Here is a 15,999-nt window from a genome sequence, read left to right on the forward strand (position 1 = left end):
TTTAAAAATTTTAAATGTTGGACGTACCGGAATTCTTTAAATCGGTAGTCCGGCGGTTTTCTAAATTTACATCAGAATCTAAGTTTTCCACTTCTACATCGGTGCGGCGGATAGTATCCCGGATGGTTTCATCGCGTACTTCCACTTCTTTTTCTAATGAAATTTCTTCAACTACCCGGGCTTCTTTATTAATCACAGGTACTTCGGCGTGTTCGGTAATTTCAATTTCCCCTTCCTGAAAAGTAGCTAAATCGGCATCCGTAGTGGGCCGGTTAACGGGCGTACGCTCTACGTGAACATGTTCTTCGCGCAAATTAATGCTTTCTTCTACCGGTTTTTCGATTATGCGGCTGCGTAAACGGGCTCCACCGGTTTCTACTACCTGCTTGCCAATGTGCAGCTCTTCCTCGATAATTGGGATGGTGCCCGCTTCGTTGGTAGTATTGGCGACTCCGGTTTGCCGGTTGCGGTACAAATTATCTTCGTTATAAAAGTCGTGGTTGTAATAATCAGTGCTGGCAGTTCCGGCAAAGGCAGCTCCGGTTCCCAAGCCGGCAAAAGCATTGCGCACGGAATCTTCGTAATCGCGGTTGAGCATATTCTTATGGTACTTAGGCAAAGAATTTAACTGGGCTGCCTCCAGGTTTGGTAATAAAACATCATCATCTGATTCGTGGAGTTGAGCTAATCCAATTGGGATTAATACATTATTGTCATCCGTATCTATCAGACTGGTATCTTCGAGGTCAACTACCATGTAGCGTACCTTTAAAGATTGCGGATCAAAAATCAACTCATCTACTTCGCCAATAGTGTTGCCTTGGCGGTCTTTTACATCCCAACCTCTAATATCCGGTTGGCCTTCTGCTATTTCGTAATCGCTACCACCTAACTCCTGTAGCTGGTAGTTTTTATCATTATTATCTAAAGCCATAATTTTAAATTTTTAAATTTTAAAATAAATTACACTGGGTAGTCTGGGTTCTAGTAACCCAACTAAGGGCTATTGCCTACTAGCCCTGATCGCTGCGGCGAACTACTATTTCTACCCGGCGATTTTGCTGCCGGCCCGCGGCGCTGGCATTGGAAGCTACGGGTTGCGATTCGCCAACGGGGTGCAACGAAATCCGGTCTTCGGTAATATTGCCGTTTTGCGTTAACCAGTTTTTAACGGCTTCGGCCCGTTGTTCGGCCAACTGCAGGTTATAACCCGCTGAGCCTTGCGCATCGGTGTGGCCATAAATCCGTACCTGCCCATTAGCGAACCGTTTGCCCATCGATTCTGAGATTAGTTTTAACTTACTGGCGGCGGTTGGTTTAATAGTATTTTGGTCGGTGTCGAACAAAATGGTTTCGTCTATAGCGTAAATGGCGTAATCGTTGTTGCCTCTTACCGAAATAGCCGAATCTGAAATTTCTTCGTAAGTAGCCGCGGGAGCGTCAAAATCAATAGAGTTCCAGGAAAATTCGGCAGTAGTATCCCGGCTCATGGCGGTGGTGTCAGATGTCATTCCGGTATCAGGTGTGGTATTGGTTTGTTCGCGGTTGCAACCCCGAAGTAAGAAAAAGAGCAACGCCAATGCAATTAAAGCCAACAAAAGCCATAACCATACAGGCCTTTTGTTTTTAGGTTGTACATTTAGTTCAGCCATAATTGAAGTTTTTTAATAGTTAGCTGGTGTTTTAAGTATAACATATATAATTTATTATAGATGTACTTACGGCTCTTTGTCTGGATTTGTTTTTTAATCCCGTTGGTTCAACGCTGGCTATATTCCATAATGCAAGAGAACCAACCCAGCAGCAGTTAATATAAAAGCTATGGAAAGCAGATAAGCGATGAGTGGAGGTATAACCAGCAGCCGGATGTAAATGAACGATTGATGGTAGTTTTAGCTAAATAGCTTATTAACAAAGAAAAACAGCCGGGTATTTTAAAGGCGAAATAATTTGAAGCAAAGTATAATTTCGAAATATAAAATGTATAACTTTAAAAAACGCAATTAAAACTTTGCTTTAGAAGGTGCAAGCTATTGATTATGCCGGATAATAAAGTTACAACGTGTCCAGAAACCGAAGAAGTAATTTGGTGGAATAACCTGCGGAAAGGGAGCGAGGTGGCTTACGCGGCTATTTACGAAAACTACGTTTCGGTATTATATACTTATGGCTGCCGCATAAACCCGGATGAAGAGGTGGTAAAAGATTGCTTGCAGGACTTGTTTCTTACCTTATGGAAGAACCACGCCACGCTGGGAGCTACCGATAGTATTAAGTTTTATTTGTTCCGGGCCCTGCGTCGGGAAATTGCGCGCAAGGCTCCAAAATTAAAAATTTTAAAAAATGATGAGGCAGCAACCGCCGAATCTTCGTTTGAAGACCGCCTGATTACCGACGAAGAAAGTTTGCATCATACCAAGGCCCTGGAAATAGCTTTAAAACAATTATCTGAGCGCCAGCGCGAAGCCATTTACCTGAAATACTACCAAAACATGAGTTTCGAAGAAATTGCACTTATGATGGATATTTCGGCCCGGGCGGTATATAAATTAATTTACCGCGCCATTGATGTGCTTCAGAAATCTTATCCGCAAACCAAAGTGCAGTATAGCGGGCACCCCGAAATGCAATTAACGTATCTCGCCCTTATGCTTCACTTCAGCGATCTGCTATAACTTGTATTTTCTCACTTTATCAAAGAATAAGCAGTTACGCTTTTTAATAGAAGCATTCTGCGGCTTAAAATAGCATCATCACCGTCCAAGCAGTTTATCTGCTGCAATACTCCGGCAAATACAAAAAATTTAAAAACCTAACAGCTTTATCGTTTCATTTTAAAAAAATTACTGAATAATAAGCTGTTAAGAATATGGCAGCAACTCTTTGTATGGTTTTTAATTGCTAACCGCATTTACCGGCGCCTTCTGGGGCGGGTATTGCCATTATTCCGGATACTTTTCATTATATAGTAGTAAACGCCGGCGGCTATTGCAAGGTAGGCAAGCCATTCGTACCATTCCATAATTATACGGGTTTTTAAAGGTGAATATTAGCTGAGTAAATTAGTTAAAATCCTGGCTACAAAAACTTTTTTGGATAAAGTAACATTTATTTATGATACCTCCTCTTTACGGATTACTACTAAAAAAAACCTGAATTTTAAGTTTTTTTTAAAATAGCTGCAACAAAAGCGGGCAGAAAAATAAGTGCGCCGAAACGGGGAAACAGCAAACTGGTATGTTGAATAATTAACAAGCAAAGTGGTTTCAGGAATAAAGAATTTAAAAAAATAAGCATAATTTCATAGACAAAATAAAAACTTTTTTAAGGTTTGGGTCACTTTTCCGGTAAAGGGCCTTTATATACCCAGAAGGCTAAAGCAGAATAGAAGCTAGATTTGCTGCTATCACCTTAAATTCTTTACCGCATGAAGTATAATTACGCTACGTTACAGGATTTTTTGTTGGACGCTCACTTTTTGGATTGGGTGTATACCAACGATCCGGAGTTAGAAAAATACTGGGAAGACTGGCAGGCCGCAAACCCCAACAAGCAGCTTTTATTGAAACAAGCGCATCAAATGGCCTTGGAATTAAAAAATCCGGGCAAATCATTAAATCCCAGCGATAAAGATCAACTTTGGCAAAAACTAACTGTTTTAAGAAAGGAAGACACAGCACCCCCTGAAACGGAGCCGGCGGCTCCGAAACAACTATTTGGGTTTACCTGGTTGTTAGACCGGCGCATAGCGGCCAGTTTAGCGGCCATATTGGTTACCGCTTTTTTATGGTTTTGGTTAATTAATCAACCGGTTGCACTGGTGCAACATGCTACCACTTACGGTCAAATAAAAACCCTAATCTTACCGGATGGATCGCAGGTAACTTTAAATGGCAATTCCGCCATTAGCTTTCCGGCGCAGTGGAACAACAATAATCGGGAGGTTGCTTTACAAGGCGAAGCGTATTTCAAAGTAATGCATACCCCCGAACATCAGAAATTTAAAGTTAATCTTACCGATCAGTTACAAATAGAGGTGCTCGGTACCAGTTTTACGGCTACCACGCGCCCCACTAAAACCCGGGTAGTGCTTACCGAAGGAAAAGTAAAACTAGCCTTAGCCACGCCCCAAACAAAAGAACACGCGCCGGGCACTTCCGAAACTACATTAAAACCCGGCGATTTAGTAGAGGTGGTACCGCGTTCGGAAGTTTTTGTTAAAACGCAGATAGCTAATCCGGAAATTTTTGGCGCTTTTCAGCAGCAAAAAATGGTTTTTGAAGATACACCTCTTTCTGAGGTTGCCCGCACATTACAAGATAATTATGGCTATCAGGTAAAATTTGCCCAACCCGGTTTTGCCGATAAAAAATTTACCGGAACCATTCCGGCTAACCGGCTCGACTTACTTTTTAAGGCTTTTGAGAGGCTGTTTCATTTAAAAGTTACCCGGCAGGGTAAGAAAATCTTAATTCGATAATCCGGAAATGCCCAAGCCTTTGCATGTTCTTTTGTTCTAAGTAAAAAATTTAAAAATTTCACCTAAAAATCTGGGATTTATGTTAAAACCATTACAGAAATTAACCTTAATAGGTCCTTTGTTTCTGTGGACAGGTTTAAGTTTACCCGCGGAAGCCCAACTGTATACTGCATCAGCCAAAGCTTTGCCGGTTAAAACGTACGCTGCCAAACAGAAAAACGAGAAGGCCTTAAAAAGTATCCTGCATGAGTTGGAAACCCAATATAATGTTGGGTTTTTGTACGACAGCGAGCTGCTGGCCGACAAAATTTTTGACCTGAATACCCTGTCGCAATCGGCTAACGTAGAAGTTACTTTAAAACAGTTGCTGGCACCACTGCAACTAAGCTTCGAAAAAGCCAACGATAGCTATTATTTTATTTTACCCGCTGCCCCTGCGGTAACTTACTTTACGGCAAGTAGAACCAATGCAGCGGATGCTTCGCAGAAGAAGAACGTAGCTTTACAAATTACCGGTAGAATTACCGACGAAAAAAATGCGGGAGTGCCCGGTGCCACCGTTTTGCTAAAAGGTACTACCAACGGCACCACCACCAATGCCGAAGGTAATTTTAACCTGACTATACAGGACGATCAGAAAAATGATACTCTGGTTGTTTCTTTTATTGGCTACTTAACCAAAGAAGTACCTATTAATGGCCTGGCTACTATAAACGTACAACTAGCGCCCGATAATAAAGCCCTCGACGAAGTACTGGTAGTGGGTTATGGTACCCAAACCAAAGAATCCGTTACAGGAGCGGTATCGGGGGTTACGTCAAAAGATTTAGAACGGGTACATGCTTCTACGGTAAGTGCGGCCTTAGCCGGTAAAATCCCGGGGGTTTCTTTCCGGATGCCTGATGGCCGGCCCGGAGCCAGCGCTAATATCCAAATCCGGAACATGGGTAACCCTTTGTACGTGATTGACGGGGTGCAGCAGGATGCGGGTCAGTTTAATAATATTTCGCCGAACGATATCGAAAGCATCACGGTATTAAAAGATGCTTCGGCGGCGATTTACGGTTCCCGGGCGGCCAACGGGGTAGTAATTGTAACTACTAAACGCGGTAAAACCGGCAGTGGCAATACCATTAACGTAGATGCCTATACTGGCTGGCAAAACTGGGCGCGGTTCCCCGAAACCGTAAATGCCTATGAGTGGATGTCGGGTTTAGCCGATGCGCAAATGAACCAGCGCGGTAGCACTGATCCGAACTTATCGCCCGCGGAATTAGAAAAATGGCGGGCTGGTACGGAACCTGGTTACCGCAGCTTTGATTGGTACGACTTTATCGTAAAACCTAATGCGCCGTTAACTTCTATTAACGTTAATGCAACCGGTGGCTCCGAGCGAATTAACTATTACTTGTCTTTTACCCGGTTAGATCAAAATTCGGTTTTAGGGCGAGAGTTTACCTTTAAGCGTACCAACATTCAATCGAACATTGATGCCAAAATAACCAACCGCTTAAAAGTAGGGGTACAAATTAACGGCCGCATCGAAACCCGCGACAACCCTGGTGTACCCGGCGGCGATGATTACTGGGCACCGCGTTTTGCTCTTTTCCGGAACCGGCCTACCGAGCGGCCTTACGCCAACGATAATCCGAACTACGTAAACGACATTGGCCATAACGATACCAACTGGGGAATTTTAAATAAAAAGATTTCTGGTTACTGGACCGAAGACTGGCGGGTATTGCAAACCAATTTTAACGGCGAATACGAATTACCCATTAAAGGTTTAAAAGTATTGGGCAAATACTCGTATTATTTAGCCGACCGCGTAATGAACGGGCACGAATATACCTACGATGCCTACACCTACAATGCGCAAACCAACGAATACGTAAGAACCGGTGGCAGCACCAACCCGTGGCGCGAACGCGGCACGCACAAAGTAATTGCGACTACCTTACAAGGCCAGTTAAGCTACAATAACTCGTTCGGGAAACACAATGTAGGCGCCACCTTTGTAGCCGAAAGAATTGGCCGCAATGAGTTAGATGTATGGGTGCACGCGGTACCCAAAACCAATGCCTTGCCGATTATACAATTTGCCGACGTAGATACATACGACGATCGGGATTGGGATGAAGCCCGGATTGGCTACGTGGGCCGCGTAAATTACAACTTCGCCGACCGCTATTATTTAGAAGTAGGCGGCCGCCGCGATGCTTCCTGGAAATTTGCCCCGGAGCAACGGTGGGGTAATTTTGGTTCCATATCGGCGGGTTGGCGCATTACCGAAGAAGAATTTTTTAAAAATTTAAATCTTACCGCCTTATCTGATTTAAAATTCCGGGGTTCTTACGGGGTACTCGGCGACGATGATATTCAAAACGGATTTGGCGCTTTTGATTACATCGTGGGTTACAACTATCCGGACGGGGTAACTATCTTCGACGGGAATATTGTAGCGGGAGCCAGGCAAAACCGGGCGGTGCCTACCAATCAAATATCTTGGTTTACCAGTAAAATCACCGACATAGGCTTAGATTATGCTTTGTTTAATGGCCGCTTAGCGGGTTCCTTAGATTATTTCTACCGCAAACGTTCCGGTTTGTTCCAGAGCCGTTACGATGTGCTGGTGCCAAGCGAGTTGGGTTATACCTTACCTGCCGAAAACTTGCGGAGCGACGCCCAAATGGGAGGGGAGTTCTCGGTGAGCTATACCGGCAAAGTAAACGAAATTGATTTTAGCGTGGGCGGTAACGTGTCGTACTCCCGCAACCGAAACTTAGAATCGTATAAACCCATGTTCGGCAATTCCTGGGATCGGTACCGCAACTCTTCCGAAGACAGGTGGAACGGCACTTACTGGGGTTACGAAATACAAGGCCAGTTTCAGTCGCAGGAAGAAATTAATGCGTACCCAGTTAATATTGATGGCCAAGGTAATAAAACCTTACTGCCCGGCGACTTGATTTACAAAGATGTAAACAACGATGGAAAAATCGATGGCATGGACGAACGCCCCATTGGCTACCCCCGCGATAAAAACCCGATTGTAAACGTAGGTTTAAACTTATCTTTAGCTTACAAAGGCTTTGATGTTAAAGCTGATTTTTCGGGAGGTACCATGTATTCCTACAACCAAGGTTGGGAAATGCGCTGGCCTTACCAAAATACCGGTAACCTGCTGCGCCAGTTTTACGACGACAGATGGCACCGCCAGGATATGTATAACCTGGATAGCCCCTGGATTCCTGGCCGGTACCCGGCGCTACGTTTCAACGACGGCGGACATAGCAACTACAACCGCAATTCCGATTTTTGGTTAACCAACGTGCGCTACCTGCGGGCCCGTACCTTAGAGGTAGGCTATACCATTCCGCAAGCTTTACTCGATAAAGTAAAAATTAAAAGAGCCCGGATTTACGTGAATGCCTATAACCTGTTCTCCATCGATAATGTGAGCAAATTAGGTGTGGAGCCGGAAATCATGGATGAAAATGGTTTGCAGTATCCGCAAAATCGCTTTGTAAACCTCGGGGTAAATCTTTCTTTCTAATCCGTTACATCAATGAAAAAGAAAAAATATATCAGTTTTGTACTTGCCGGTTTGTTAACGCTGAGTTACGGTTGTAACGACGACTCCTTCCTGGACCGGGAACCTACCAATATTTTACTCGACGAGCAAGTCTGGAAAGATGAAAGTTTAGTGCTTTCAGTCTTGGCCAACTTGTATGGTCGCTTTCCGGATTTCCAAACCATAGAAAGTTGGGCAACATTCACCGACTTCGACGAAGCTTTTGCTTCGGCTTTTGGGGAGTATGGCCGTCACCGTAATACCGAATACGGTTATGGAAGTTGGGGATTCTGGGATTATGGGTATATCCGGGAAATAAATTTATTTATTCAAAAATGTGAAGCCACTACTGCTTTAAGCGAAACCACCAAAGCCCGGTTTTTAGCCGAAGCACGTTTTATCCGGGCCGGGGTTTACTTTGAAGCCGTTAAGCGGATGGGCGGGGTGCCGTTAATTCTGGAACCCTTAACTTACGACTACAGTGGCGATGCATCAGGGCTTCGTTACCCGAGAGCGAAAGAATACGAAATTTATGATTTTGTTATTAGCGAGCTTGAAGCTATAAAATCTACTTTGCCGGCCGAAGTAAATACAAAATCCCGGGCCACGAAAGGCGCTGCTTTAGCTATGAAAGCCCGGGCGGCCTTGTACGCTGGTTCAATCGCGAAGTACGGCGCTACTACTCCAAACGTGTCTTTGCCAAATGGCGAAGTAGGAATCCCGGCTGATAAGGCAAACGGCTATTATCAAACTGCTTTAACATCGGCCCAGGAAGTAATGACCCTGGGATACTCTTTATATAATAAGAAGCCCGATTTAGGTGAAAATTTTGCCAGCTTGTTCTACGATAAAGCCAATAACCCAGAAGCTATTTTTGTAGAAGATTTTAAATTGAAGAGCGGAAAAGTGCAGTCCTGGACTTTAGATAATCAGCCTCGGTTTCAATCTGAAGAACAGCAGGGCGGCCGGTTAAATCCGTCGTTAAATCTGGTGCAATCTTTCGAGAAACTGGATAACACTTTTGCCCCTTTCCCTATTTCCGACGAAAACGGGAACTTAATTCATTACAGCAACCCTACTGAATTATTTGCTGGGCGCGATGCCCGTTTATACGGCACCGTTATTTTACCAGGTACGCAGTTTAAAGCAAAAGATGTAGATATTTGGGCCGGTTACCTGCGCAAAGATGGCAGCATTGTAACTTCCGGTAATTTAGGCGGCCAGGCCGATGTGGATGGCGATGGCCAGAACGAACAAGTGGTAGGTTTTAGCGGCCCCATCGATAATTTGGAATTTAGCGCTCAAACCGGCTTTTACGTGCGCAAGTACATGGACCCTCAGGTAGGATCGGGGCAAATTGGTACACGGAGCGAGGTTTGGTGGATCCGGTATCGTTACGCCGAAGTATTGCTGAATGCCGCCGAAGCGGCTTTTGAATTAGAACAACCTGCCCTGGCTGCCGATTACCTGAACCAGGTACGTACCCGCGCTGGCTTAACTACGCCATTAACTACCGATGAAGTCACTTTCGACCGCATTGTACACGAACGTAAGGTAGAATTAGCTTTTGAAGGCCATCAGCTTTTTGATATGAAACGTTGGCGGTTAGCGCACCAGGTTTGGAACGGTTCCCGGATTAGTGTGCAGGATTTAACCAGCAATCTGGGCAAAGCCAATAAAGTAAGTACCATGGTGTATGGCTTATGGCCTTATAAATACTACGATCCGGCAAAACCAGGTACTTTCGACTGGGTTTTTAAAATTGTGCTGCCCAGCCAGGTTACCAATGCCGATCGTTTCCGGTTAGGTAATTACTATTCCCAGATCGGCGACGATATTGTGAATAACAATCCAAAAATTATCAGAAATCCGAATCAATAAGTTTTCACTTATCACATAAAGTATCATGAAATTTAAAATTCATTTATGCCTGATGTTGCTGCTGGGCTTGGGTTTAGTCTCCTGCGAATTCGATAACTACGATGAGCCGAAATCCATGCTAGAGGGCCGTTTGGTTTATAACGGCGAACCCATTAACGTAAGCTACAACGATGTGTCTTTTCAGTTGTGGGAGCCGGGTTGGCAGAAAAAAACACCCATTAACGTGGCCGTAGACCAGGATGGGTCGTACTCCACGGTTTTATTTAACAATACTTACAAATTAATTATTCAGCCGTTTCAAGGACCTTTTAAATCCAAAACAAACGATGTTACCAAGTCCGATACCATTCTGGTAGAAGTAAAAGGGAGCCAAACCTTTGATATTGAAGTGCTACCTTACTACATGATCCGGAGTGCCCAGCTTACCGGCAGCGGTAATAAAGCTTCGGCTACATTTAAAGTAGAGCAAATTATTACGGGTTTAGATGCTAAAAGCGTGGAGTTCGTCGGGTTTTATACCAATAAAACTTTCTTCGTGGACCGGAGCAGCAGTAACAATATTGCCTCGGCTACGCTTAACGGTGCCGACATTACTGATATGAACAACATTAGTTTAAGCGTAGATATTCCGGCTATCAATCCGGCGCAAAATTATGTGTACGGTCGGGTAGGGGTAAAAATTGCCGGCGTCGAAGACATGATTTTCTCGCCGGTTCAGAAAATAAACCTGTAGTATAAAAATTAAAAAGGTGCCCGGATTTGATTTTAGCCGGGTACCTTTTTTAGTTTTGCAGCTATCAAAATTAAAATTTTTAAAAAATTGCTTTTCTGGTTACCAGATTACCGGCAATAATGAATATGGCCTGGTAAGCAAAATCCGGAACAAAAGTTTTTTACCATTATACAATAAGCCGTTTCGAAAATAAAGCCATTAACTTAACGGCTCCTTAGCTAATGCCCGGCCAGCGATAAACCAGATAAAAGTAGTTGGCCGGTAAATTAATTATTCATTACACTATGATTAAAAAAAACGTTTTTCTTGCAGTAGTTTTCCTTTTTCAGTTTGGGTTTACCAAGGCGCAACAAACCAACTGGCAACCAGCAGGCAATAAAATTCGGACCGAATGGGCCAGTAAAGTTAATCCGGCTAACCCGTTACCCGAGTACCCCCGCCCGCAAATGGTTCGCGAAAATTGGCATAACCTCAACGGATTATGGGATTACGCGTTGCAACCCAAAAGCCAGGAAGCCACCAAGCCTGCTACTTTTAACGGTAAAATTTTGGTGCCCTTTGCCATTGAGTCGGCATTATCCGGAGTAGGTAAAACCGTGGGGAAAGACAGTGTATTGTGGTACCGGAAAACCATTACGGTTCCAAGTAAAATCAGAAAACAAAATGTGTTGCTGCATTTTGGCGCCGTAGATTGGTTAACCGAAGTATTTGTAAATGGCAAATCGGTGGGTACGCACCAGGGTGGCTACGATCCTTTTTTCTTTGATATTACCGCAGCTTTAAAATCTGGTAATCAGCAGGAAATTGCTGTACGCGTTTGGGACCCCACCGACGGTGGTCCGCAGCCGCGCGGCAAACAAGTTAAAAAGCCCGAAGGCATTTGGTATACACCGGTAACGGGCATTTGGCAAACGGTGTGGCTCGAAGGGGTACCTAAAACCTACATTACCGCAACCAAACAAACGCCCGATATTGATAAACAAGCCCTGCTGGTAAGCGCCCAGGTGCAAAATGCGCAAGCCGGCGATAAAATTAAAATTTCGGCTTGGGATGGTAAAAAGAAAGTAGCTGAGGAGGAAGTTGCCAGTGGCGCCGAGGCCACCTTAAACGTAGCCAATGCCAAGTTATGGACCCCGGAAACCCCATTTTTGTATGATTTGCGGGTAGCAATAGTACGTAAAGGCAAAACCGTAGACGAGGTAAAAAGTTACTTTGCCATGCGTAAAATCAGCATGGCAACTGATGCTAACGGTACTCAGCGCATGTTGTTAAACAATAAATTCGTGTTTCAGTATGGTCCCCTGGACCAAGGTTGGTGGCCCGATGGTTTATACACGGCTCCCACCGACGAAGCTTTGGTGTATGACATTCAGAAGACCAAAGAAATGGGCTTTAACATGATCCGGAAACACGTAAAAGTAGAACCGGCTCGTTGGTATAACTACTGCGATAAAATGGGCGTGCTGGTATGGCAAGATATGCCGAGCGGCGATTTGGGAGCCCGTTGGGTAACGCAACCGGGTATTGAAATGCTGAACGCCGACATGACCCGTACGCCGGAATCGGAGAAAATCTACCGCCAGGAGTGGACCGAAATTATGCAAGACTTGCACAACTTCCCGAGTATCGTAGTGTGGGTACCGTTTAACGAAGCCTGGGGCCAATTTAAAACCGTAGAAATTACCAACTGGACCATGCAGAAAGACCCATCCCGGCTGATTAACAGTGCCAGTGGTGGTAATTTCCATCCGGTAGGGCATATTATCGACTTGCATAATTATCCAGCACCGGCTATGCCGCGGGCGGATTTGTTTGGTGCTAAACAAGTTATTGTTTTGGGTGAGTTTGGCGGTTTAGGATTACCGCTAACCGGACACACCTGGCAGCAAAAAGATAACTGGGGTTACCAAAGTTTCAAAAACGCCGAAGAATTATTTGCCCGCTACTCCAAGTTTATGGATACCATGACGGAGCTAATTAAAGTTGGTTTATCAGCGGCCGTTTACACCCAAACCACCGATGTAGAAGTAGAAACCAATGGCCTGATGACTTACGACCGCAAAGTAATAAAAGTGCCCATGACCCAGTTAAAACAAGTACATACTAAATTGTACGATTCCGGATTAGTTAATTTAAAGTAAATAATCCATTAAAGCCTCTTCTCCCGTGTGAGAAGAGGCTTTAATTTTAAAAAAGATTAATATAGTTGATGCCGGTATGCTGCCGTTTTGTCTAAATTTAGTTAAGTGGGTGTTTTACATATTTAAAATTTTAAATTTTAAAAATTTCCTCCATCTACTATGCAACAAATAGCGTTAGCCAGGTGCAAAGAACGACGCTAAACTGTTCGAGCGTTCAGCGAGTTTTTGGCGTCTTGACTTTTTTGGTTCTTTTTGTGTCAAGACAAAAAGAACAAGACTTGGGCAATGAAACAACTTCAATCAACAATCAAAGCGAGAACAGTAGCTATGCGAACAAGAATCTATTACTCCAATAGCAAGTCACGGCAGTAACTTCCGCGCCATAGTACCCAATAGTTGTTAATTTGAAAATCTCGAAAGTAAATCTGGATCATAAGGTGGGGAAGTAAATTTGAAGCTTCGTATGATAATGCAAACCAGAACGGAATTTTGCAAAACCTGCAAGGCAAACCATTAACTTATTTAGTCAAGATATTGATATTGTACCAGTACCTTAATTTTTTAAACTTTCTTACCGTAGCACACATCAATTCAACTACTCCCGTTTAAAGTGAAAGTAATTCTAACAAGAGAAATCAAATACAACTTTCCCCAAGACAAACTTATTACCAGCGTAAATTAGCTCGAATGAAAAAATTAGTTGCCTGTATTTTTATTTTTTTTAAATTTCTTGATTTACAAGCCCAACAAATGCGGCCCCCGGCGGTACCATTAGTTACCATCGATCCGTATACCAGCGTATGGTCGTTTGCGGATAAGTTAAACGAAGAACCTACCAAACACTGGACCGGCCGAAACCAACCTTTAAACGGATTAATAAGAGTAGATGGCAAAACTTACCAGTTTTTAGGCGCCGAAGCTCCCGTTTACCAAACCATCGTACCTACGGCAGTAAGCGAAGCCTATCCGGTGCAATACACTTTTGAAAAGCCCGCCAGCGATTGGATGAAGCCTGGTTTTAGTGCCACAGCCTGGAAAGCCGGCAAAGGTTCGCTGGGTTCCGATAACATGAACCCGAAACCAACTACCTCCTGGAATACCGAAGAAGTTTGGCTGCGTCGTGAAATTAACTTGCCCGAGGTAAATCCGGAGCAGTTAATCTTAACCATGTTTCACGACGATAACGTGGAATTGTATATTAACGGCCTGCCCGCCTACCAATGCGAATGCTTTACAAATAAATACCAGCAATATCCTTTAAGCAAAGAAGTAAAAGCTTCTTTAAAAAAAGGTAAAAACCTGCTAGCCGCCCACGTAAAAAATACCGCTGGCCCCTCCTTAATTGATTTTGGCTTCTTGAAAGAACTACCCGCCACGGTAGTTGTAGATAAAGCCCGGCAAAAAGCGGTGCAGGTAAATGCTACTCAGAGCGTTTACGATTTTACCGCCGGCCCCGTAGACTTAAAAGTAACTTTTACCTCGCCTTTACTCCTGAACAAACTCGATATTTTAGCGCGACCCGCTTCTTATATTACCTGGCAGGCCAAAGCCAACGATGGTAAAACCCACGAGGTAAAAGTGTATTTTGATGCCGCCGCCGACTTAGCCGTAGACCAACCTGACCAAAAAGTTGCCTGGAAAAAAACAATCACCAATAATTTAAACGTATTGCGCGTAGGTACCTCGGAGCAAAAAGTGCTGGGTAAAAAAGGCGATGACGTGCGCATTGATTGGGGATATTTGTACGTAGCCGCTCCGCAATCCGCCCAAACCGGTACTACCATTACCACCGGAGCAGCCGCCCGGGCCGCTTTTACCAAAACCGGGGCTTTAACCACAACCCTGGACACCAACCTGCCCCGGGCTGCCAGCGATAAAACGGTTGCTTTAGTGGTAGTACAAAATTTAGGTAAAGTAGGTGCAACGCCGGTTAGCAACCACGTTACGTTAGGTTACGATGATATTTACTCGGTAGAGTTTTTTGGTAAAAAGTTACCGGCCTGGTGGCGCCGCGATGGTAACGCTACTGCCGAAACCATGCTGGCCGCTGCCGAAAAAGAGTACAGTTCTTTAATTAATCAATGTGCTGCTTTTGATAAACGCCTGTACGCCGATGCCCTAAAAGCTGGCGGCGAGGCTTACGCCAAGCTTTGTGCCTTAAGTTACCGCCAGGCCATTGCGGCGCATAAACTGGTGGCTAATACCGATGGTACACCTTTATTTTTCTCGAAAGAAAACTTTAGTAATGGCTCTATTGGTACCGTAGATATTACTTATCCGTCGGCCCCGTTGTTTTTGTTGTACAACCCGGTATTGGTGCAAGGCATGATGGAGCCTATTTTTTACTATTCCGAGAGTGGTAAATGGAACAAGCCTTTTGCCGCCCACGACGTAGGAACTTACCCTTTAGCCAACGGCCAAACCTACGGCGAAGATATGCCCGTGGAAGAATCCGGTAACATGCTGATTTTAACCGCGGCCATTGCCAAAGCCGAAAAGAACGCGAACTACGCCAAAAAACATTGGAAAGTATTAACCACCTGGGCCGAATATTTAAAAAAAGAAGGCTTTGACCCTGCCAATCAATTGTGCACCGACGATTTTGCCGGCCATATAGCCCGCAATGCCAACTTATCTATAAAAGCCATTTTGGGCCTGGCCAGTTACGGCCAATTAGCCGGGCAGTTAGGTGATACCAAAACCGCCGAAGCTTACCAAAACTTGGCCAAAGAAATGGCGCAAAAATGGATGCAGCTCGCCAATGCCGGCGATCATTACAGCCTGGTTTTTGAAAAACCCAATACTTGGAGCCAGAAGTATAACTTGGTTTGGGATGAGTTATTGGATTTAAACATTTTCCCGGACGAAGTGGAGGAACGCGAAATTAAATACTACCTCACCAAGCAACAATCCTACGGCTTACCCCTCGATAGCCGCAAAACCTACACCAAAAGCGACTGGATAATCTGGACGGCTACCATGGCCAACAATCCCGAAGATTTTCAAAAATTAGTTCAACCCGTTTTTAAATACGTAAACGAAACCACCACCCGCATGCCCATCAGCGACTGGCACGAAACTACCGATGGAAAATCGGTGGGCTTCCGGGCGCGTTCCGTGGTAGGGGGTTATTATATTAAAATGCTCGATCAGAAATTAAAATAAACGCGCTTTTTAAATTTTAAGATAA

Annotated in this window: 9 protein-coding genes; 7 read left to right on the top strand and 2 right to left on the bottom strand. The window is 44.3% G+C overall.

The features are described 5' to 3' along the window. Window positions 1-10: 10 nt before the first annotated feature. Both HUW51_RS15940 and HUW51_RS15945 read right to left on the bottom strand, forming a co-directional pair. Complete coding sequence (locus tag HUW51_RS15940; protein WP_228466677.1) at window positions 11-934, bottom strand: DUF2382 domain-containing protein; 924 nt, start codon at window positions 932-934, stop codon at window positions 11-13. 79 nt (window positions 935-1,013) lie between these two features. After that, on the bottom strand, window positions 1,014-1,652 hold the full coding sequence (locus tag HUW51_RS15945; RefSeq protein WP_185270621.1) for an OmpA family protein: 639 nt from the start codon (window positions 1,650-1,652) through the stop codon (window positions 1,014-1,016). A 387-nt stretch (window positions 1,653-2,039) separates the two neighbouring features. On the opposite strand from HUW51_RS15945, the gene HUW51_RS15950 reads away from it, so the two are divergent. The 7 genes from HUW51_RS15950 (at window position 2,040) to HUW51_RS15980 (ending at window position 15,974) form a co-directional block, all read left to right on the top strand. After that, window positions 2,040-2,675, top strand: a complete 636-nt coding sequence (locus HUW51_RS15950) for an RNA polymerase sigma factor (protein WP_185270622.1) — start codon at window positions 2,040-2,042, stop codon at window positions 2,673-2,675. A 752-nt stretch (window positions 2,676-3,427) separates the two neighbouring features. Then, entirely contained in the window at window positions 3,428-4,480 is a 1,053-nt protein-coding gene (locus HUW51_RS15955; protein WP_185270623.1) for a FecR family protein, read from the top strand. Window positions 4,481-4,559: 79 nt separating this feature from the next. After that, the gene (locus tag HUW51_RS15960) at window positions 4,560-8,036 is read left to right on the top strand and encodes a SusC/RagA family TonB-linked outer membrane protein (protein WP_185270624.1); all 3,477 of its coding nucleotides are present in this window, start codon (window positions 4,560-4,562) and stop codon (window positions 8,034-8,036) included. 12 nt (window positions 8,037-8,048) lie between these two features. Then, complete coding sequence (locus HUW51_RS15965; protein ID WP_185270625.1) at window positions 8,049-9,935, top strand: RagB/SusD family nutrient uptake outer membrane protein; 1,887 nt, start codon at window positions 8,049-8,051, stop codon at window positions 9,933-9,935. Window positions 9,936-9,960: 25 nt separating this feature from the next. Continuing rightward, window positions 9,961-10,668, top strand: a complete 708-nt coding sequence (locus tag HUW51_RS15970; protein ID WP_185270626.1) for a DUF3823 domain-containing protein — start codon at window positions 9,961-9,963, stop codon at window positions 10,666-10,668. Between the two features lie 284 nt (window positions 10,669-10,952). Continuing rightward, the gene (locus HUW51_RS15975) at window positions 10,953-12,809 is read left to right on the top strand and encodes a glycoside hydrolase family 2 protein (RefSeq protein WP_185270627.1); all 1,857 of its coding nucleotides are present in this window, start codon (window positions 10,953-10,955) and stop codon (window positions 12,807-12,809) included. A 687-nt stretch (window positions 12,810-13,496) separates the two neighbouring features. After that, on the top strand, window positions 13,497-15,974 hold the full coding sequence (locus HUW51_RS15980) for a glutaminase family protein (protein ID WP_185270628.1): 2,478 nt from the start codon (window positions 13,497-13,499) through the stop codon (window positions 15,972-15,974). Window positions 15,975-15,999 lie beyond the last annotated feature (25 nt).

This window comes from Adhaeribacter swui (assembly GCF_014217805.1).
In the GTDB taxonomy this organism is placed as follows: domain Bacteria; phylum Bacteroidota; class Bacteroidia; order Cytophagales; family Hymenobacteraceae; genus Adhaeribacter; species Adhaeribacter swui.